Here is an 18,793-nt window from a genome sequence, read left to right on the forward strand (position 1 = left end):
ATGCCCCCCTCCTGGGCAAGGCGTCCAGAAAACCCACCCCGGAGGCGTGTACCTATATGGATGAGTGGACGGCCGACCCGTACCGATCCATCGACAAGAAGTCGACGGGAATCGGCCTTAAGCCGCCATCAAACGCTGGGCCGCGCGCGCCAGGGGGGCGGGCAAACGGTGCAGCACGGCTTCGGGGTCGAGGGCGTCGAGCAGATTCTTGACGGTAAGGCCGAGCTCGGTGTCGCCCTCGCTCACCAGACGACGGCTGAAGAAAAGGGTGTCGGGATCTTCGCGGCGGCTGAGCAGCAGCAGGAAATCGCGGGCGCTGGCGCTGATGGTGAGGTCGGGCGCGCCGCCGTCCGGCGCGAAGCCGCGCTCGGTGACGGTGAAGCGGAGGCAGAGCCCAAGATCCTTGACGCGGATGGCGTAGCGCCGACCGACCAGCGCTTGCCAGTCGAGCGTTTTCAGTGCCGGCCACAGCAGACGGTTTGCCGCCACCGAAAATGCCAGGCTGGGCGGTGCGGCCGGAAGCCGGCTGACGACGTTGGCCAGCAGCGGGGGAAAGGCTAGGTTCACGATGATTGCTCCATGATTCAATGGGGGACCGCATTCAATTTGTTATTGCGGGCCAGCATGGCCTTTATTAAAACGCTGATTTGCCGCGTTCGCAATGAACTGTGCTTCTCGTCAAGCATATTCTGTCGAAAAAGGCGCATTGGTCGTTGCCACCGCGAAGGCCTGCCTCAACAATTTATGCGCAATTGCGACGTTGATGACCTTCGGCGGCTTGCCCAGTGCTTTCAAGCGGGCATACAGTGCCCTGCAGGCCGGATTGCAGGTCTTCGCGGTCCAACTGCACAGGTAGAGCAATTGACGCATCCGCCCCTGCCCCAGCTTGGCGATCCCGCCTTTGCCATTGACCGAGCTGCCCGAGCGGAATGTCGTCGGGCTCACCCCGATATAGGCGCACAGCGCCTTGACGTCCTCGAAGCGCCTGAAGCCGTCCGTCACGATGATCAGCTCGATCGCCGTCTTGGCGCCGATCGAGGGAATCGTGAGCAGCCGCTCAAACAACTCGGTAAAAGACTTTTTTACCATCACCTCCAGATGCCGTTCGCATGTCTTGATCTGTCCGTCCAGTTGCTGCAACTGCGCTGCCATCTGCGAAATGACGAAGGCGTTGGGTTTGGCGTGGTGGGCATGGGCTTCGCGCCGGTTGAGCAGCCGGGTGCGCTCCCCGATCAGGTCGTTCAGCCAGCCATGCGCCTGCTGCAATTCAAGTACTTCATCCGTGGCGGGCGCCCAGGGCGACAAGGGCTGCTGTTCGCCATAGCGCCGGATCAACTCGGCATCCGCACGGTCGCTCTTTACCCGTGACAGCTGCATTTGGGAAAAGCGCTTGATGACCAGCGGGTTGACTACGCTCACTCGCCGCCCCGACTCATGCAGCCTGAGCGCCAAGCGCGCATGGTAGGTTCCCGTTGCTTCCATCACGTAGTGTGCCGCCTCGGGCGTTTGCGCCAACAACTGGCCGATGTCTTCATCGGTGTACTCAAAGCGCTGATGCCGGCCCTGACCATCCACCTGCCAGGCCGCATCAAACCATTTCTTGCTGATATCAATGCCTACAATCATCAATCACCCCTGAATCCTTGGAAATGTATGAAAAACCAGCCACTTACACTTTCCATCCATCCTGAATGCGGGGTCACGCCCCAATGAACTGTCCGGAATCAGTAAGGGCGGAGAAGGGCAACCACCATTGCGAACAGCCTCGAACGACTCATGACAACTTCGGCTTCAGACCCTACTCCTGGCTCGTCTCGAATATCCTATTCAAAACGAGTTGGCGCAAGCATAGGATGACAAGGTCCGGGACTTATTCGGCACGTCCCTGACGAACAGCGTCGGCCCAGTTGTTGGGCGTTTCGTACAGGCGCACCCGTTGCAGCCGAAGCTGGTTGCCGTAGCTGTCGAGATAGGCCGCATCGAGGATACGGAACGCTTCGGCCGCCAGGTTTTCCACGGTGGGGATCATCGGCAGCACGACGGTCTTGTGTTCGGGCAACGACGCCAGAAATTCCACCACCGCGCGGTCGCCCTGGTACACCAGGAAGGCATGATCCCAGTGGTTGACCAGCACCGTGTTGGCGACGGCCTTGACGTCGGAAAAATCCATTACCATGCCCTGCTCCGCAGCGCCTTCGGTACGGATGATCTCGCCGGACAGCGTGATTTCAAGTGCGTAGCGATGGCCGTGCAGGTGACGGCACTGGCTGGCGTGGTGTGGGATGCGGTGGCCGGCGTCGAATTCCAGTCTGCGCGTGATTAACATATCAAGCGTATCCCGGCATGTCAGGTGTGGTTCTCCGCGCTGTGCTCGAGACCCGCGCGGCCATGCCAGTAACCGTCGACCGCCGGGCCCGGCATGACGCGCGCCAGCTTTTCTGCGGCGCCGGTTTCGCCCGCCAGCGCCGCCTGGAAGGCTTCGACCACGCGCCCCATGTGACGCGACTGCGGCGACAGGCGCAGACTGGCGATGCCGAGTTCGCGCAGAGCGGGCAATTCGCCGATCAGGCTGTAGACGCCGGCGGACTGCGTCTGGATGCCGTTCAGGGTGAGGAAGGCTTCGCCCTCGCGGGTCGTCAGCGCCAGCCCGTCGGGATGGTCGAGGCAGCGGAACTGGCAATCGTCCTTGGGCAGGTTGTAGTGGCGCGCGGTGAAGCAGCGCGCCGAATACGCCAGCGGCAGCCGGCCGTAGGCGAAAACTTCGGTTTCCATTCCGGCCGGGGCGCGTTCGAGCAGCGCGGCCAGGGTGGTGCGCGACATTTCCACCGGCGGCAGCCAGCGTTGCGCGCCCAGCCCGGCAAGCACATCCAGCGTTTCCGGATTGTAGACATTGAGCGTGTGCCCGGCGACGAAGGGCACGCCGGCTCCGGACAGCAGCCGCACCGCGCCCCATTCGTTGGCCTCGACCCGGAAGCGGCCGTCGGCCACGATCCGGCGCAGCATCTTGAGATCGGATTCCGACTCGATCAGCGTCTGGCTGGAAAGCACCACTTCCTTACCGGCAGCGGCGAACTGTTCCGCCAGCGCCAGCCAGTCGGACAGGCGCAGCAGATGACGGCGCGAGCACACGCTCTCGCCCAGATACACGCGCGCCACGTCCCAGCTTTTCGCTTCTTCGTAGAAGGCGAGGACGTCGTCGCGCGACCAGTAATAAAGAAGGGGACCAAGAATCAGGTTCATGATGCGTGAGCCGTTAGGGGTAAGGGGTTAGGCGGGGACAGGCACGGGCCGAGGCTTTTCGCCTCACGCCTCACGCCTGACGCCTCTCGCAGGACACTCACTTCCATGGCCGGTGGTAGGCGCCCAGCGTATGGCTCTGCCCTTCCGACAACTTGTTGAGTTCGGCCTGCCAGGCGGGTTCCGGCTTGAAACCGGCGGCATTTTTCTTCACCGAATCGATGGCGGCGCGCCACACTTTCGTCACCTGCGCGACGTAGGCCGGGCTGCGCTGGCGACCTTCGATCTTGATGGCGGCGATGCCGATCTTCAGCATCTCCGGCAGCAGGTCGAGGGTGTTGAGGCTGGTCGGTTCCTCGATGGCGTAATAGGTTTCGCCGCCGACCGCGAAGCGGCCCTTGCACAGCGTCGGATAGCCGGCCTTTTCGTCCTTGCCGTAGCGGTCGAGCAGCACGCCGTTGAGGCGCGACTCCAGACCGGCCGGGGTGTCCGTCCACTGCACCGCTTTCGGCGGCGAGCACACGCCCGCCGTGTTGGGCGATTCGCCGGTGCAATACGACGACAGCAGGCAGCGCCCCTCGACCATCACGCACAGGCCGCCGAAGCCGAACAGCTCGATCTCGACGTCGGTGTGCTGCACCACGCTCTCCACCTGCGGCAGCGACAGCACGCGCGGCAGCACGGCGCGCTGGATGCCGAAGTGTTCGCGGTAGAAATTCACCGCCTCGTAGCTGGTGGCCGAGCCCTGCACCGACAGGTGCAGCCTGAGAGCCGGATGCTGCTTGACCGCGTAGCGCATCAGGCCGGCGTCGGCGAGGATCACCGCATCCATGCCGAGCTTCGCCGCACGGTCGATCGCGCCGGTCCAGCGGCTCCAGGTATCCGGCTGCGGATAGGTGTTGAGGGCGAGCAGCACACGGCGGCCGCGATCGTGCGCGTAGCGCAGCCCTTCGGCTGCCTGCGCCTCGTCGAAGTTGAGGCCGGGAAAGGCGCGCGCATTGGTGTTGTCGCGAAAGCCCATGTAGACCGCATCGGCGCCATTGTCGATGGCGGCCTTCAGGGACACCAGGCTGCCCGCCGGGCAGATCAGTTCAAGCGGCATGAGATTCCTCCTTCCAGGCTTGGCCCGCGCGCGAACCCTGGCGGCTGTCGCGCCGCGCCAGTTCGTCGGCGATGCCGTTGAGTACGTCCCACTTCTTCGCGCACCACGCAGGCGCCAGCAGAATGTCGGCCGGGGAGGTGCCGGTGACACGGTGGTAGATCACCTCCCACGGCGTGCGCTCGATCAGGTCGGCGGCGGTGCGCACGTAGTCCGCCTCGGCCAGCGGCGTGTATTCGCCGCGCTTCCATTCGATCGCCAGTTTGGTGTGTTTCACCACGTGCAAGGGATGCAGCTTGAGGCCGTCGACGCCGACCTCGAGCACGCGGTCGAGGCTGACATGGCTGTGGGAGGCGTCCTCGCCCGGCAGGCCGACGATGAGATGGCAGCACACCGGAATGCCGCGCGCGCGCGCCGCGCGGGTGGCGGTCTGGTATTCGGCGAAGCCGTGACCGCGGTTGACCCGCACCAGGGTGGCGTCGAAGGACGACTGCAGGCCGAGCTCCAGCCATACCTCGTGGCCACGGTCGCGGTATTCCGCCAGCAGATCCAGCACCGGCGGCGGCACGCAGTCGGGCCGCGTGCCGATCGCCAGCCCGATCACGTCGGGCGCGGCCAGCGCCGTGTCGTACAGCGCGCGCAGTTCGTCCACGTGCGCATAGGTGTTGGTGTAGGCCTGGAAATAGGCGAGGAAGCGCCGCGCCCCCGTGCCCCGCGCAATGCGGCCGCGCGCACGGTCGAACTGCGCGGCGAGCGGCGCCGGGTCGAGCGTGCCGGGGGCGAAGGATTTGTTGTTGCAGAAGGTGCAGCCGCCGATGCCCTTGCTGCCGTCGCGGTTGGGGCAGGTGAAGCCGGCATCGAGCGCGATCTTGTGCACCCGCTCGCCATGCCGCGCCAGCATGGCGCGGCCAAAGGTATGGATGCGGTCGGTGAGGATGCTCACGCTGCCGCGCCCCCGAAATCGGGTTTCATGCCGGTGAGCAGATAGTCGATCAACTCCTGCACGCTGCGGATCGCGCTGCTGAACGGCAGGCTCTCGCTGCCACGGAAGAACAGGCCCTTGTTGACCTCGCCCTTGAGCGCGGCGACCAGCTGCGAGTCGATGCAGAACTGCCCGGCTTTCTTGAGTCCGTCACGCAGGCCGCATTGGGTCAGGCAGTGCAGGCCGATGGCGCAGCGGTTCGGGTCGGCCTTCGCCACGGCCTGCAGCTTCGATTCGCGCTTGAGATAGTTGGCGAGCCACGGGGTCTTCACCGCGCGCGCCGGCAGCCCGGCAACGCTCATGAAGGTGACGATGTCCTCGGGTTTCGCATCGAGCAGCACGCGCTTGAAGTTGAGGTGGGCGTCGCCTTCCTCGGTGACGGCAAACGGCGTGCCGACCTGCACCGCGGCGGCGCCCAGCGCCAGCGCCGCCCGCACTTTTTCGTGGCTGTTGATGCCGCCGCCGACGATGATGGGAATCTGCTCGCGCGCGATGCCCATGTCGTCAAACACCCTGAAGATGCCGGGCAGCACTTCGGCCAGATCGAAGCGCGCGTTGGCGAGGTCGGCCGGGTTCGGCGCGCCGAGATGGCCGCCTGCGTACTGCGGATGCTCGATCACCATGGCATCCGGCAAGCGTCCCTTGCGCGCCAGCTTCTTCAGCACGATGGCGGCGCCGCGCGCATCCGACAGGATGGGGATCAGCGCAACCTCGGGATAGCCTTCGGTCAGTTCCGCCAGGTCGAGCGGCAGCCCCGCCCCCATCACGATGGCCTGCGCGCCCGAGTCGCAGGCCTGCCGCACATAGGCCGGATGCGCATCCACCGCCTTCATCACGTTGACCGCCACCAGCCCATGGCCCGCAGCGATGTCGAGCGCGGCTCCGATCTCGCGATCCAGCGCGATGAAATTCAGCCGGTTGAGCTCGTCCTTGTCGCGGCAGTGTTGCCCCTGTTCGGTCAGATCGGCGTGATGATGCCGCAGGTCGATGCTCGCAATCGTGCCCATCGCGCCGGCGCGCGCCACCGCACCGGCCAGCCGGTGCGCCGACACGCCCACCCCCATGCCGCCCTGGACGATGGGCAACAGGGCGTGGCCACGAATGGCAAATGATCTGGGCGTCGTCATGCCGATCCTGGAATCCTTGAAAAGCGATCATTATAGCAACCTGAAGACCCGCTTATCCCGATATGGCCGTCAGCCCGTGCCTGCCTGACGTGCGCCGGGGGCGCGGAATTGTCGATGCTTTAGCGTCTTACGACCACGGCCCGCCCCTTGCGGGTATTCACCCGCCCAGCCTAAACGCCTACAATGCCGGGTCTTACTCGCTGGCCTCTTAACCGCATGTTCACCGGCATCATTCAATCCATCGGCCGCATCCACGAATTTGAAGCCCGCGGCGCCGACGCGCGCATGGTCATCACGGGCGGCGGGCTGGACTTCTCCGACGTCAGCCTGGGCGACAGCATCGCGGTCAACGGCGTCTGCCTGACCGCGGTGGCGCTGGCGCCCGACCGCTTCACCGTCGATGTCTCGGCCGAAACCCTGCGCGTCACCGCGGACTTCGTGCCCGGCGCCGAAGTCAACCTGGAAAAGGCGCTGCGCCTGGCCGACCGTCTCGGCGGCCATCTGGTCTCCGGGCATGTCGACGGCGTCGGCACGGCGCACCGATTCGCCCCGGTGGGCGAATCCCACCTGCTGGAAATCGACGCCCCAGCCGAACTCGCGCGCTACATCATCCGCAAGGGCTCGATCACGGTGAACGGCGTCTCGCTGACGGTCAATGCGGTCGCCGGCGCGCGCTTCGCGCTGAACCTCATCCCGCACACGCTGGACATGACCACGCTCAAGCACCTGCAGGCCGGCAGCCGCGTCAACCTCGAAGTCGACATGATCGCGCGCTACGTCGAGCGCATGATGCAATTCATCAACGCCACCGACAAAGACTAAGGAACAAGAACCAATGAGCCTCGCCCCCACCCTGGAAATTATCGAAGAACTCAAGGCCGGCCGCATGGTCGTGCTGGTTGACGAGGAAGACCGCGAAAACGAGGGCGATCTGGTGATGGCCGCCGAGCATGTCACCCCCGACGCGATCAACTTCATGACCAAGTACGGGCGCGGCCTGATCTGCCTGACGCTGACCGACGACCGCTGCCGCCAGCTCGGCCTCAAGCAGATGGTCTCCGACAACCAGACGCCGCACGGCACCGCGTTCACCATCTCGATCGAGGCCGCCGAGGGCGTGACCACCGGCATTTCGGCGGGCGACCGCGCGGTCACCATCCTGGCCGCGGTGAAGCGCGACGCCAAAGCCACCGACATCATCCAGCCCGGCCACATCTTCCCGCTGCGCGCGCAGCCCGGCGGCGTGCTGGTGCGCGCCGGACACACCGAAGCCGGCTGCGACCTGGCGGGGCTCGCAGGACTGGTGCCCGCCACGGTGATCTGTGAAATCCTCAAGGACGACGGCACCATGGCGCGCCTGCCCGACCTGGTACCGTTTGCGCAGGAACACGGCCTGAAAATCGGCGCCATCGCCGACCTCATCCACTATCGCAGCCAGACCGAAAGCCTGGTCGAGCGCGCCGCCGACCGCCTGATCCAGACCGTGTACGGCGCCTTCCGCCTGATCGCCTACCGCGACAAGTGCGCCGGCGAAACCCATCTGGCGCTGGTCAAGGGCGAAATCCATGCCGACAAGGAAACCCTGGTGCGCGTGCACGAACCGCTTTCGGTGATGGACTTTCTCGACGTCACCGGCGGCGGCCATTCGTGGCCGATCATGGGTGCGATGGAGCGCATCGCCGAATCGCAGTCCGGCGTCATCGTGCTGCTGCACCGCCCCGAGACCGCCAGCGCCCTGCTCGAACGCATCAACCCGGCCCCCGTTGCCAGCCACAAATACGACCTGCGCGACTACGGCATCGGCGCGCAAATCCTGCGCGACCTCGGCGTCGGAAAAATGAAGCTGCTGAGCAGCCCGCGCAAAATGCCCGCCATGGACGGTTTCGGGCTGGAAGTCACCGGCTATTCTGAAAAAGCCTAACCATTTAACGAAGGAAGCACCATGGGAACCACCAGCGAGATTTCCGAACTCGACCCGATCTACCAGGGCAAGGGCCTCAAAATCGGCATCGTCATGAGCCGCTTCAACAAGGACATCTGCGAGGGCCTCTTGTCGGCCTGTGAACTTGAACTGGCCAAGCTCGGCGTCGCCGCCGAAGACGTGCTGCTGGTCGACGTGCCCGGCGCGCTGGAGCACCCGCTGGTGCTGCAGAAAATGGCGCAATCCGAAAAGTTCGACGCCCTGATCGCCCTCGGCGCGGTGGTGCGCGGCGACACCTACCACTTTGAAGTGGTGTCGAACGAATCCTCGCGCGGCATTCTCGATGTGGAACTCGAAACCGGGGTGCCGATTGCCAACGCGATCCTGACCGTCGATACCGAGGAACAGGCGCACGTGCGCATGGCCGAAAAGGGCCGCGATGCCGCCCGCGTGGCGATCGAGATGGCCAACCTGCTGAAACGACTCTGAGATGGCCGGCTCCCGCAAAATCGCCCGCGAATTCACCCTGCAGGCCGTGTACGCCTGGCTGATCGGCGGCGGCGATGTCACCCTGATCATCGCCAACCTGAAGGATGACGAGCAGTTCAAGCGCGCCGACGAAACCTATTTCCGCACCCTGATCTACGGCGTGATCAAGGAGGAAGACATGCTGGGCGCACGCGTCGGTCCCCTGCTCGACCGACCGCTCGCCGAGCTCTCCCCCATCGAGCGCGGCATCCTGCTCATCGGCGCCTATGAACTGCTGCACTGCCCCGACGTGCCGTGGCGCGTCGCCATCAACGAAGGCGTCGAACTCGCCAAAAAATTCGGCGGCACCGACGGCCACAAGTACATCAACGGCGTGCTCGACAAACTGGCGCAGGACGTGCGCACAGTAGAAATTGCGGCGGCAAGGGGCAAGGGGTAAGGGGTAAGGCGTAAGGCGCGAGGAAGGCGTGCTGGCGACCGCAGCATAACCTCACCCCTAACCCCTAACCCCTCACCTCTCACGCCCCATGGAATTCGACCTCATCGCCAAACACTTCACCCACGCTACGCCCGGCGCGGTACTGGGCGTGGGCGACGACTGCGCGCTGCTGGCGCCGACGCCGGGGATGCAGCTGGCGGTGTCGTCCGACATGTTGCTCGAAGGCCGCCATTTCTCGCCGCAGGCCAGTCCCGCCGATCTCGGCCACAAGTCGCTGGCGGTGAACCTGTCCGACCTCGCCGCGATGGGGGCGACGCCGCGCTGGGCCACGCTGTCGATCGCGCTGCCTGAAGCGGACGATGCCTGGCTCACCGCCTTCGCGCGCGGTTTTTTCCGCATGGCCGACCTGCACGGCATCGAGCTGGTCGGCGGCGACACCACGCGCGGCGCCTTGACGCTCGGCATCACGGTGATCGGCGAGGTGCCGCCGGGCCAGGCGCTGCGGCGCGACGGTGCGCAGCCCGACGACGACGTCTGGGTCTCCGGCACGATCGGCTCGGCGGCGCTGGCGCTCGCCTACCGCCAGGGCCGCCTGTCCATGACGCAGATCGACGCCGCCCGCGTGCTGCCCGCGCTCTACCTGCCGACACCGCGGGTGGAACTCGGCATCGCGCTGCGCGGCGTCGCCTCCAGCGCGATCGATATTTCGGACGGCCTCCTGGCCGACCTCGGCCACATTCTTGAGCGTTCGCAGGTCGGCGCCAGGCTCGAGTTCGCCGCCCTGCCGACGCTGCCGGTGGCGCAAGCCTATCTGCATGAAAAAGTGGCGCGCGACTGCGTGCTGGCGGGCGGCGACGACTACGAACTTTGCTTCACCGCGCCCGCCGAGCGGCGCGACGCGGTGGCGGCCGCCGCGCAATCAGCGGGCGTCGCGGTCACGCGCATCGGCCGCATCGGCGCCGAACCCGGACTTTCCGTCGTCGGGCCCGACGGCCAGCGGCTGCAATTCGACAAGGCCGGCTATGACCACTTTGCGACCTGATTTCAAGTTCCTGTTGGCGCATCCGGCGCACCTGATCGCGTTCGGCTTCGGCAGCGGGCTCGCGCCGAAAGCACCCGGCACCGTCGGCACCCTGCTCGGGCTGCCGCTGTACTGGCTGGTCGTCGCCGTCGCGCCCGACCTGCCGAACCGGATCATTCTGCTGGTCGCTGCCTTCCTTATCGGCGTCTGGGCCTGCGGCCGCAGCGGCCGCGCGCTCGGCGTCGCCGACCATGGCGGCATGGTGTGGGACGAAATCGTCGCCTTCGCGCTGGTGTTGCTGTTCGCCCCGGCCGGCTGGCTGTGGACTGCGCTGGCCTTTGCGCTGTTCCGCCTGTTCGATATCCTGAAACCCTGGCCGATCCGGCTCGCCGATACCCGCCTGAAAAACGGCTTCGGCGTCATGTTCGACGACCTGCTGGCGGCAGGTTACGCAATCGCCGCCCTGAAAGGACTGCAATGGCTCGTGTGAGCGATGAAGAACTGCACCAGCTCGCCACCGAACTCGGCGGCAAGCTGCACGCACGCGGCTGGATGCTGGCCACCGCCGAGTCCTGCACCGGCGGCTGGGTCGGGCAACTGATCACCTCGCTGCCCGGCAGTTCGCAGTGGTACGAGCGCGGCTTCATCACCTACGCCAACGCCGCCAAGACCGAGATGCTCGGCGTGCCCGCCGAAGTCATCGGCGAACACGGCGCCGTCTCCGAGGAAACTGCCAGCGCGATGGCGGCCGGCGCGCTAACCCACAGCCACGCCCAGGCCACGCTCGCCATTTCAGGCATCGCCGGCCCCGCCGGCGGCACCCCGCAAAAGCCCGTCGGCCTGGTCTGCTACGGCTGGGCGCTGGCCGACGGCACGCTCATGTCGTCCACCTGCCGCCTCGACGGCGACCGCGAGGAAATCCGCTCGCGCGCGGTGGCCGCGGCCATGCGCGGTTTGATCGATCTGCTTGGTTAGTTACAAGTTACAAGCGGTAAGTTGCAAGTCACAAGTTTTAAAAAACGCAGCGTGAGCCACCCATTCCTTGCGACTTGATTCTTGTACCTTTAATTGAAAGCCCATGCCGCGAACGGCTCGATCTCGTCCCGGTTCAGCAGCATCAGCTGGTAGGCGTTCGGGTTCAGCGTATGGTCCGGCGTGGTGTCGACGCTCAGGCGCTTCAGCACGTAGCCGAGCAGGGCGCGCCGCACGTTCACCTCGATGTCCTCTCCATTCGCGCCGTAGTCCAGCAGCAGGCTCTCGCGCCTCGCCGCATCGAGGCCGGCATGGGGCGCGAGACGCACGCTAACCGTTTCTTCCCAGTCATCGTCGTATTGTTCGCCCGATTCAGCCGGAATAGTCAGACATTCCGCCTCAACAATCCGCGACAGCACAAAGTCCCTGAAATCGCAGGTGTCCTCGCTGTAGGCCCGCACATGCCAGCGCAGCCCGGTGTTCACCAGGGTATGCGGTTCCAGCACGCGTGCAGCGTTACTCTCGCGCCGGGACAGGGAGCGGTAGCCGACGCGCAGTTTGCGCCGGCCGTGGATGGCGCGGGTGATCTGCGCCAAGGTCTGCTGGCTGGGCAGGCGGGCCGGCAGCGGTAGCGACGCGGTCGGCAGGCCGTAGATCAGCTCGCTCCCGTATGGTCCGTTCGCCACCGCCAGGTTGGCCGCGATGATCGGCAGCACCGCGGCGGGCGCAAGGTCGGCAAAGACGGCACTGAAGCCCTCGCCCGGCACAAAGCCGAACACGCTGTGGTTGTAGACGAGGTTGCCGGGCGCCAGATCGCCGTAGAGCTTGAGATCCTTGGTCGCAGCCGGATCGGACAGGCCAAAGGCACGGGCGACGTCGCTGCGCGTGACCACGCCGGTGTACCAGGCCATGACCTCGATGTATTGCAGCCGCTGGCGTGTCGCCCACTTCACGTCCAGGCGCATTTTTTCTTTTGAAAACATATTCTTCGCTCCGGGCTGGCCGTTGTTGGGAAAATTATAGGGGCGGGATGGGCCAGATACAAACAATTACGTCATACATTTTATGTAGGTGATATTTTTTATTGACACAAACAAATATACAACCTAAAGTTCGCCCATTCCAACCCATTCAGGAGACGCACCATGACCACCCCCAGCACCATGACCGAAGACAAGATGAAGGCGCTCAGCGCCGCGCTGAGCCAGATCGACAAACAGTTCGGCAAGGGCTCGGTGATGCGCCTGGGCGACCACGACGTGTCGCGCGACATCCAGACCGTCTCCACCGGCTCGCTCGGCCTCGACATCGCGCTCGGCGTCGGCGGCCTGCCGCGCGGCCGCGTGGTCGAAATCTACGGTCCGGAATCGTCGGGCAAAACCACGCTGACCCTGCAGGTGATCGCCGAAATGCAGAAAATGGGCGGCACCGCGGCCTTCATCGACGCCGAACACGCGCTTGATCCCAACTACGCCGGCAAGCTCGGCGTCGACGTCGACAATCTGCTGGTGTCGCAGCCCGACACCGGCGAACAGGCACTGGAAATCGCCGATATGCTGGTGCGTTCCGGCTCGGTCGACGTGGTCGTCATCGACTCGGTCGCCGCACTGACGCCCAAGGCCGAAATCGAGGGCGAAATGGGCGACTCGCACATGGGCCTGCAAGCACGGTTGATGAGCCAGGCGCTGCGGAAGCTCACCGCCAACATCAAACGCACCAACACCCTGGTCATCTTCATCAACCAGATCCGCATGAAGATCGGCGTCATGTTCGGCAGCCCCGAAACCACCACCGGCGGCAACGCGCTCAAGTTCTACGCCAGCGTGCGCCTCGACATCCGCCGCATCGGCGCGATCAAGAAAGGCGACGAAATCATCGGCAACGAAACCAAGGTCAAGGTCGTCAAGAACAAGGTCGCGCCGCCGTTCAAGGAAGCCTTCTTCGACATCCTCTACGGCCAGGGCATCTCGCACGAAGGCGAAATCATCGAACTCGGCGTCGCCCACAAGTTCATCGACAAGTCCGGCGCCTGGTACGCCTACAACGGCGAAAAAATCGGCCAAGGCAAGGACAACGCGCGCGAATATCTGAAGGAGCATCCGGAAATCGCGCAGGAAATCGAAGCCAAGGTTCGTGACGCCGTCGGCGTCCCCAACCCGTCCGCCGAAAGTGAAGCCGCCGCCTGAACCCGGCGAGCTGCGCGAGCGCGCCCTGCGCCTGTTGGCGCGACGCGAGCACAGCCGCGCCGAACTCGCCCGCAAACTGGAACGCGCGGGCTTTGTCCGCGGCGACATCGCCCCCCTGCTCGACGCCTTCGAAGCGAAAAACTGGCTCTCCGACCGCCGCTTCGCCGAAAGCTACGTCGCCGACCACCGCGCCCGCGCAGGCAGCGTCAAGCTCGCCTACGACCTGCGCCAGCGCGGCGTCGGCGACAGCATCATCGAATCAGTACTGGGCGACAACCGCGACAGCGAACTCGACCGCGCGCGTGAAGTGTGGCGAAAGAAATTTGTCACCGCGCCCGCCGATGCGGCCGAAAAAGCCAAACAGATGCGCTTTCTGCAAAGCCGGGGCTTCACACCCGAGGTGATCCGCCGCGCGATTTCCGGCGGGAATGATTGACACAGGACCGACGTAAAAAATAGTGTTTAATTTCAACTAAGATATACTTGTATAGCATTATTTTAAGGAGCCATCATGTTAGCCATTCGCTTGCCGGAAGACATAGAAGCCAGACTGGATAATCTGGCAAAGCGTACGGGACGCAGCAAGACGTTTTATGCCCGCGAAGCCATTCTGGAATACCTGGAAGACATGGAAGACCTTTATCTCGCCGAACAGGTCGTGCGTCGCCTGGACAGTGGCGAGGAACGCACCCACCCTCTAGAGGAAGTGGAGGCGCGACTTGGTCTGGCGGATTGAGATTGCCGAAACTGCCGAAAAACAACTCGCCAAACTGGACAAGCCTGTCGCCCAGCGATTGCGCAGCTTTTTAGTCGAGCGCCTGGCCCCCCTGGACGACCCCAGAAGCATCGGGCAGGCGTTAAGGGGGAGCGAATTGGGTGAGTTCTGGAAATATCGGATAGGCGACTGGCGTCTCGTCTGCCAAATCAAGGATGCAAAAATACTGATCACCGTAATCCGCCTCGGCAACCGGCGCGAGGTTTATCGCTGACCCGGCAAAATGGGGCAGTTCACACCTTTTCCCTCCCGCTTCCTCGGCCTCCCAACCCCCTTCGACGCCGCCCGCCTCTGCCCCAACGCCTCTATCGCATCCCTGAACAGCTCGCTGCCTAACGCCCAGCCCTTATGCGTGCAGTCACGGATTTCCGCCAGATCCCCCTGATCGATCGCCGAAACAAATAGCGCCCGGTAAGCCTCTTGCTTGGCCAAGTCATCCAGCCCCAACCGTATGTATTCCTCGTGCGGCGTCAGCCAGTCCGCATTCAGCCCGCCCTCGCCCAGCGCATTGCGCCCATAACTCGACCAGGGATAATCCTGCGGCGCGACCACCATGCCGGCACGCAGCGGATTCAACTCGATGTAGCGCATCAAGGTCAGCAGATAATGCTCGCTGTCCACCACCGTTGCCCGGTAGCGCCCCTCCCACAGCGTCCCGCTGCGTCTGTAGGTGTAATTGAAGTACTGCACATAACGCCGCCCCACCGACTGGAATGTCTTGCTGATGCTGTCTTCCAACGCAGGTGTCGCCAGCAGGTGGACGTGATTCGTCATCCACACATAGGCATGAATCGCCAGCCCGTACTTGCCCGCCGCCTCGACCAGCGCATCGCGAAAGAACTGGTAATCCGCCTCCGCGGCAAATATCGCCTGCCGGTTATTGCCGCGCTGGATGATGTGCTGCGGCTGGCCAGGAATCACGTAACGGGGGAGTCGCGCCATGAATGTTTACCGAGGCTGAAAACAAATCCATCATAGGACAAATATCGTGTCTGACCCCATTTATCCCTATTTATTTGACGCCATGCAGTCATGTGCATACAATGCTAGCAGATGACTGCACACAAAGGAGTGATTATGGCCAATCTAAGCATCCGTAAACTGGACGACGACACCATCGCGCGTCTGCGCATCCGCGCCGCCCGTCACCGGGTATCGATGGAAGAAGAAGCCCGGCGCATCCTTCGCCAAGCGGTCACCCCAGCCAAACAGCTGGGCGACCTTTCCATGCAGTTTTTTGGCGCCGAATCCGGGGTTGAATTGGAACTCCCGCAACATACGCCACACGACCCGCTGGGTTTTGTCAGATGATCGTTGTTGATACCAATGTGATTTCTGAAGTCATGCGCCCACAACCTTCGCCGGTTGTTCTTGATTGGCTGAACACCCAGGACAGCAATCTGCTATTCATCACCACGGTTACACTGGCCGAAATCGGGTACGGCCTGCGCGTTTTGCCATATGGCCTGCGCCGTCGGCAGTTGCAAACCCGGTTTGAACAATTCATTGCACGGGCATTTGAAGAGCGGGTGCTCGACTTTACCGCACCTGCCGCCCACGCCTATGCCGAAATCATGGGGCATCGCAAGGAAACAGGACGCGCCATGAGCCTGCCGGACGGGCAAATTGCCGGCATCGCCCTCGCCCACGGGTTTGCCGTAGCCACCCGAAACATCAAGGACTTTGAGGATTGCGGCATCGAGCTTATCAATCCATTTGTATAAACAGGGATGGAAATGGTGTCCGACCCCATTTATTGCCGACTGGAACGTCTTGCTGATGCTGTCTTCCAGAGCAGGCGTCGCCAGCAGGTGAACGTGATTCGTCATCCACACATAGGCATGGATCGCCAGCCCGTACTTGGCCGCCGCCTCGACCAGCGCATCGCGAAAGAACTGGTAATCCGCCTCCGCGGAAAATATCGCCTGCCGGTTATTGCCGCGCTGGATGATGTGCTGCGGCTGGCCAGGAATCACGTAACGGGGAAGTCGCGCCATGGGTGTTTACCAAGGATGAAAATAAATCCATCATAGAAATATCGTGTCTGACCCCATTTGTCCACATTTATTTTTGTGTCTAAATCGAGAGGGAAATGGTGTCTGACCCCATTTATTCTCATTTGTATAAACTAGGAAGAAAATGGTGTCTGACCCCATTTATTATTAATATTAATATCGTGTCTGACCCCATTTGTCCGGAAAAAGACGGGGTTTGTCAGCGGTCTGAGACCGCCGAAGCGGTCTCTTTGAATAGCTAACTTAATCAGGGGAAATTAATGGTGTCCCCTTTGATTCCTGGACTTGATCCTTTAAGATTGCCGTTAGGCTTTCGGCAGATACTTGGTAGCCAGTGTGCTAGTGCCACCCACCGTCCAGCTTGTGCTGCCTCCATTCACAGTACCAGTCCATTCGATAGTCTTGCCACCCAAGGGAGTAGGAATACTGCCGCCAGCTGCAGCGAAGGTTGCGGTAACAGTTGCCGTCGTTGCGCTCGTGCCAGCGATCGTTACTTTGGTCACATAATTGCCCTTGATAGTGGTGTCCAGCGCCACACCCAGCGCGTCAGCGCCAGCTTGGGTTGAGTTCTCGATAGCGGCGAGACTCCCATTCGCGGCAGCTTCGGCAACAGCTTGTTTTGCCGCTGCAATCAGGCTAGAAGCCTCAGTTGCCTTGGATTTAATGGTGTAGTCCTGATAAGCCGGAATCGCCACAGCAGCCAAAATACCGATAATCGCCACCACGATCATCAGTTCGATCAAAGTAAAACCTTGTTGAACTTTACGCATTTCAAATCTCCTTAAGTTTGGGCAAGTTGAACACGAGCCTCCCGTGTCTGGCACATTAACGTGCAGACGCCGTGCCAACTTTAGATATCGCCGGGAAAAATTGCGCCGACAGGCCGGCACGCCTTGATTCTGTTGCTGTTTTGCCAATGCGGCCAGGAATCGCTGCAGCCCCGTCCCGTCCAATCGCCCTGCCCTTCTGCGGCATGGACTGACAATTTCCGTCACCCGGCCATCGGTAAACGGAAAATAAGGAATAAGGTGTCAAACCTCGCAGACACTGAATTGACCCTGACTTGCCGGAAGTAGGCCAATGGACTACACTCGGACCATGAATTTCGAATGGGATGAAGCGAAGAGTGAAACGTGCTTTCAGGAACGCGGGGTCGATTTTGCTTACGCCGCCAGAGCCTTCTTCGACCCGGATCGCATCATTCAAGCCGATACCCGGCACAGCTACGGCGAAGAGCGCTATCAACTGATGGGCAAGATCGAACAGCGCCTGTTCGTGGTGGTCTACACCCCCAAACATGGCACCATGCGCATCATCTCGGCACGCAAAGCCAACCAACGAGAGGTCAAGCACTATGAAGACAGTACGCGTGACAATTGATCCAGCCGTCCCGGCATCATTGGTATCTGGACGCATTGACCCTGCGCGCGTGGACGCCGCCAGCGAAGAAGACATTGCCAGACAAGCAGCTGCCGATGAAGCCGAAGCCATGCAAGATGCCGCCAAGTTCGCGCGACGGGTTCGCAAGCGCCTTGGATTGACCCAGGCCGAGTTCTCCGAACGAATCGACGTTTCGCTCGACACCATCCGCAACTGGGAGCAAGGCAAGCGCAGCCCCACAGGCGCGGCCAAGGCTTTGCTCAAGGTATTAGACAAGGCCCCCGAGGCAGCGCTCGCCGCCCTTCATTAGAGGGTCATAGTGGATAGAGAAAAATGTAAACAAAATGGGGTCAGACACTGACCCTTCCCCTAAAATCAATCTTGTAAAATAATAAGTTGCGGAGTAAAAAGGCAAAATGGAAAGGCAAAATGGGGCAAAATGGGGTCAGACACCATATTCCGCGCCCGCTGTGTTTTCCAGCTTCAATTCGACCCATAGTGATAGCGGCACGCGATGACACGGATTTCTCCTTCCGTCGCCTCGTAAACCAACCGGTTCGCGTCGTCGATGCGCCGCGACCAAAAGCCGCTCAGATCGCCGCGCAGCGGTTCGGGCTTGCCGATACCGGTGAACGGATCGCGCGCGGCCGCTTCCAGCAACGCGTTGATACGCTTCAGCGTCTTCCTGTCCTGCCCCTGCCACCAGACATAATCCGACCACGCCGCTGGGGTGAACACGAAATGCCGCATCAGGCTTGCGCCAACGCTCGCTTCTTCGCCTTGCCGTCTCGAAGCTGCTTGATCGATTTCGCCAAGTGCGCGGCATTGGCGGGCGATTGCAGCAGGTGCAGGGTTTCCATGAGACTGTTGTAGTAATCGAGTGACATGACGACGGCATCGCCCTCGGCGTCACGACGACTGATAACGGTCACGTCGGCGTCCCGAATCACATCGTCCAGGACATTCTTCAAGGTGTTGCGGGCGTATGTGTAGGTCACAATGCGCATGGTGGGCTCCTTCCATACATGTTCAGTTAGCTGTACAACAATAACGCACAACGGGAGATCATGCAATTCAAACGAAGGTCAGAAACAAAAAACAAAATGGGGTCACAAAAAACAAAATGGGGTCAGACACCATATCCTCCCTC

At 62.4% G+C, this 18,793-nt stretch carries 27 protein-coding genes and 1 pseudogene; 15 read left to right on the forward strand and 13 right to left on the reverse strand.

Annotated features, from left to right (window positions below; translation table 11 throughout):
• Window positions 1–117: 117 nt before the first annotated feature.
• The 7 genes from ubiT to ACZ41T_RS06150 form a co-directional block, all read right to left on the reverse strand.
• Window positions 118–567, reverse strand: coding sequence for a ubiquinone anaerobic biosynthesis accessory factor UbiT (gene ubiT, locus ACZ41T_RS06120; protein WP_464923593.1), 450 nt, complete (start codon window positions 565–567; stop codon window positions 118–120).
• Window positions 568–678: 111 nt separating this feature from the next.
• On the reverse strand, window positions 679–1,626 hold the full coding sequence (locus ACZ41T_RS06125; RefSeq protein ID WP_464922210.1) for an IS110 family RNA-guided transposase: 948 nt from the start codon (window positions 1,624–1,626) through the stop codon (window positions 679–681).
• Window positions 1,627–1,870: 244 nt separating this feature from the next.
• Window positions 1,871–2,326, reverse strand: a complete 456-nt coding sequence (queD, locus tag ACZ41T_RS06130; protein ID WP_464923594.1) for a 6-carboxytetrahydropterin synthase QueD — start codon at window positions 2,324–2,326, stop codon at window positions 1,871–1,873.
• Between the two features lie 20 nt (window positions 2,327–2,346).
• On the reverse strand, window positions 2,347–3,240 hold the full coding sequence (locus ACZ41T_RS06135; protein WP_464923595.1) for a U32 family peptidase: 894 nt from the start codon (window positions 3,238–3,240) through the stop codon (window positions 2,347–2,349).
• Between the two features lie 97 nt (window positions 3,241–3,337).
• Window positions 3,338–4,339, reverse strand: coding sequence for a ubiquinone anaerobic biosynthesis protein UbiU (ubiU, locus tag ACZ41T_RS06140; RefSeq protein ID WP_464923596.1), 1,002 nt, complete (start codon window positions 4,337–4,339; stop codon window positions 3,338–3,340).
• On the reverse strand, window positions 4,329–5,279 hold the full coding sequence (gene mnmL / locus ACZ41T_RS06145) for a tRNA modification radical SAM protein MnmL/YtqA (RefSeq protein ID WP_464923597.1): 951 nt from the start codon (window positions 5,277–5,279) through the stop codon (window positions 4,329–4,331). Before mnmL ends, ubiU begins: the two co-directional genes overlap by 11 nt.
• Window positions 5,276–6,445 carry an NAD(P)H-dependent flavin oxidoreductase gene (locus ACZ41T_RS06150; protein ID WP_464923598.1) on the reverse strand — a complete coding sequence of 390 codons (1,170 nt, stop codon included), beginning with the start codon at window positions 6,443–6,445 and terminating at the stop codon, window positions 5,276–5,278. Before ACZ41T_RS06150 ends, mnmL begins: the two co-directional genes overlap by 4 nt.
• Window positions 6,446–6,661: 216 nt before the next feature.
• On the opposite strand from ACZ41T_RS06150, the gene ACZ41T_RS06155 reads away from it, so the two are divergent.
• The 7 genes from ACZ41T_RS06155 (at window position 6,662) to ACZ41T_RS06185 (ending at window position 11,290) form a co-directional block, all read left to right on the forward strand.
• A complete protein-coding gene (locus tag ACZ41T_RS06155; protein ID WP_464923599.1) occupies window positions 6,662–7,267 on the forward strand; it encodes a riboflavin synthase in 606 nt (201 codons plus the stop codon).
• A gap of 13 nt (window positions 7,268–7,280) precedes the next feature.
• Window positions 7,281–8,366, forward strand: a complete 1,086-nt coding sequence (gene ribBA, locus ACZ41T_RS06160; protein ID WP_464923600.1) for a bifunctional 3,4-dihydroxy-2-butanone-4-phosphate synthase/GTP cyclohydrolase II — start codon at window positions 7,281–7,283, stop codon at window positions 8,364–8,366.
• Between the two features lie 21 nt (window positions 8,367–8,387).
• On the forward strand, window positions 8,388–8,855 hold the full coding sequence (ribH, locus tag ACZ41T_RS06165) for a 6,7-dimethyl-8-ribityllumazine synthase (RefSeq protein WP_464923601.1): 468 nt from the start codon (window positions 8,388–8,390) through the stop codon (window positions 8,853–8,855).
• A 1-nt stretch (window position 8,856) separates the two neighbouring features.
• The gene (gene nusB, locus ACZ41T_RS06170) at window positions 8,857–9,294 is read left to right on the forward strand and encodes a transcription antitermination factor NusB (RefSeq protein ID WP_464923602.1); all 438 of its coding nucleotides are present in this window, start codon (window positions 8,857–8,859) and stop codon (window positions 9,292–9,294) included.
• Between the two features lie 88 nt (window positions 9,295–9,382).
• The gene (gene thiL / locus ACZ41T_RS06175; RefSeq protein WP_464923603.1) at window positions 9,383–10,336 is read left to right on the forward strand and encodes a thiamine-phosphate kinase; all 954 of its coding nucleotides are present in this window, start codon (window positions 9,383–9,385) and stop codon (window positions 10,334–10,336) included.
• On the forward strand, window positions 10,317–10,805 hold the full coding sequence (locus tag ACZ41T_RS06180) for a phosphatidylglycerophosphatase A family protein (protein ID WP_464923604.1): 489 nt from the start codon (window positions 10,317–10,319) through the stop codon (window positions 10,803–10,805). Before thiL ends, ACZ41T_RS06180 begins: the two co-directional genes overlap by 20 nt.
• Window positions 10,793–11,290 carry a CinA family protein gene (locus ACZ41T_RS06185; RefSeq protein WP_464923605.1) on the forward strand — a complete coding sequence of 166 codons (498 nt, stop codon included), beginning with the start codon at window positions 10,793–10,795 and terminating at the stop codon, window positions 11,288–11,290. The genes ACZ41T_RS06180 and ACZ41T_RS06185 overlap by 13 nt, the downstream gene beginning before the upstream one ends.
• A gap of 89 nt (window positions 11,291–11,379) precedes the next feature.
• Here the strand turns inward: ACZ41T_RS06185 and ACZ41T_RS06190 are convergent, their stop codons facing one another.
• On the reverse strand, window positions 11,380–12,270 hold the full coding sequence (locus ACZ41T_RS06190; RefSeq protein WP_464923606.1) for a WYL domain-containing protein: 891 nt from the start codon (window positions 12,268–12,270) through the stop codon (window positions 11,380–11,382).
• A 180-nt stretch (window positions 12,271–12,450) separates the two neighbouring features.
• Here ACZ41T_RS06190 and recA point away from each other — a divergent pair, with 180 nt between their 5' ends.
• From recA to ACZ41T_RS06210, 4 genes are all read left to right on the forward strand, one after another.
• Window positions 12,451–13,473 carry a recombinase RecA gene (gene recA, locus ACZ41T_RS06195; RefSeq protein WP_464923929.1) on the forward strand — a complete coding sequence of 341 codons (1,023 nt, stop codon included), beginning with the start codon at window positions 12,451–12,453 and terminating at the stop codon, window positions 13,471–13,473.
• Window positions 13,457–13,909, forward strand: coding sequence for a recombination regulator RecX (gene recX, locus ACZ41T_RS06200; RefSeq protein WP_464923607.1), 453 nt, complete (start codon window positions 13,457–13,459; stop codon window positions 13,907–13,909). The genes recA and recX overlap by 17 nt, the downstream gene beginning before the upstream one ends.
• Window positions 13,910–13,984: 75 nt before the next feature.
• On the forward strand, window positions 13,985–14,209 hold the full coding sequence (gene relB, locus ACZ41T_RS06205) for a type II toxin-antitoxin system RelB family antitoxin (RefSeq protein WP_464923608.1): 225 nt from the start codon (window positions 13,985–13,987) through the stop codon (window positions 14,207–14,209).
• Window positions 14,193–14,462, forward strand: coding sequence for a type II toxin-antitoxin system RelE family toxin (locus ACZ41T_RS06210; protein WP_464923609.1), 270 nt, complete (start codon window positions 14,193–14,195; stop codon window positions 14,460–14,462). Before relB ends, ACZ41T_RS06210 begins: the two co-directional genes overlap by 17 nt.
• Here ACZ41T_RS06210 and ACZ41T_RS06215 read toward each other — a convergent pair.
• Window positions 14,453–15,190, reverse strand: a complete 738-nt coding sequence (locus tag ACZ41T_RS06215; protein ID WP_464923610.1) for a transposase — start codon at window positions 15,188–15,190, stop codon at window positions 14,453–14,455. The genes ACZ41T_RS06210 and ACZ41T_RS06215 overlap by 10 nt on opposite strands.
• Before the next feature lie 135 nt (window positions 15,191–15,325).
• Here ACZ41T_RS06215 and ACZ41T_RS06220 point away from each other — a divergent pair, with 135 nt between their 5' ends.
• Complete coding sequence (locus ACZ41T_RS06220) at window positions 15,326–15,559, forward strand: FitA-like ribbon-helix-helix domain-containing protein (protein ID WP_464923611.1); 234 nt, start codon at window positions 15,326–15,328, stop codon at window positions 15,557–15,559.
• Window positions 15,556–15,972 carry a PIN domain-containing protein gene (locus tag ACZ41T_RS06225; RefSeq protein ID WP_464923612.1) on the forward strand — a complete coding sequence of 139 codons (417 nt, stop codon included), beginning with the start codon at window positions 15,556–15,558 and terminating at the stop codon, window positions 15,970–15,972. Before ACZ41T_RS06220 ends, ACZ41T_RS06225 begins: the two co-directional genes overlap by 4 nt.
• A gap of 99 nt (window positions 15,973–16,071) precedes the next feature.
• Here ACZ41T_RS06225 and ACZ41T_RS06230 read toward each other — a convergent pair.
• Window positions 16,072–16,245, reverse strand: a pseudogene (locus ACZ41T_RS06230) (transposase); the annotation flags it as partial.
• A 323-nt stretch (window positions 16,246–16,568) separates the two neighbouring features.
• Entirely contained in the window at window positions 16,569–17,033 is a 465-nt protein-coding gene (locus ACZ41T_RS06235) for a pilin (RefSeq protein ID WP_464923613.1), read from the reverse strand.
• 328 nt (window positions 17,034–17,361) lie between these two features.
• Between ACZ41T_RS06235 and ACZ41T_RS06240 the strand changes: the two genes are divergently transcribed.
• Window positions 17,362–17,643 (forward strand): BrnT family toxin, encoded by a 282-nt coding sequence (locus tag ACZ41T_RS06240; RefSeq protein WP_464923614.1) that lies wholly within the window; start codon window positions 17,362–17,364, stop codon window positions 17,641–17,643.
• Window positions 17,618–17,953, forward strand: coding sequence for a helix-turn-helix domain-containing protein (locus tag ACZ41T_RS06245; protein WP_464923615.1), 336 nt, complete (start codon window positions 17,618–17,620; stop codon window positions 17,951–17,953). The genes ACZ41T_RS06240 and ACZ41T_RS06245 overlap by 26 nt, the downstream gene beginning before the upstream one ends.
• 173 nt (window positions 17,954–18,126) lie before the next feature.
• On the opposite strand, the gene ACZ41T_RS06250 is transcribed toward ACZ41T_RS06245, so the two are convergent.
• Together ACZ41T_RS06250 and ACZ41T_RS06255 are read right to left on the reverse strand one after the other, a co-directional pair.
• Window positions 18,127–18,393 carry a Txe/YoeB family addiction module toxin gene (locus ACZ41T_RS06250; RefSeq protein WP_464923616.1) on the reverse strand — a complete coding sequence of 89 codons (267 nt, stop codon included), beginning with the start codon at window positions 18,391–18,393 and terminating at the stop codon, window positions 18,127–18,129.
• Window positions 18,393–18,650 carry a type II toxin-antitoxin system Phd/YefM family antitoxin gene (locus tag ACZ41T_RS06255; protein ID WP_464923617.1) on the reverse strand — a complete coding sequence of 86 codons (258 nt, stop codon included), beginning with the start codon at window positions 18,648–18,650 and terminating at the stop codon, window positions 18,393–18,395. Before ACZ41T_RS06255 ends, ACZ41T_RS06250 begins: the two co-directional genes overlap by 1 nt.
• Between the last annotated feature and the right edge of the window lie 143 nt (window positions 18,651–18,793).

It is taken from the genome of Thiobacillus thiophilus, assembly GCF_055378705.1.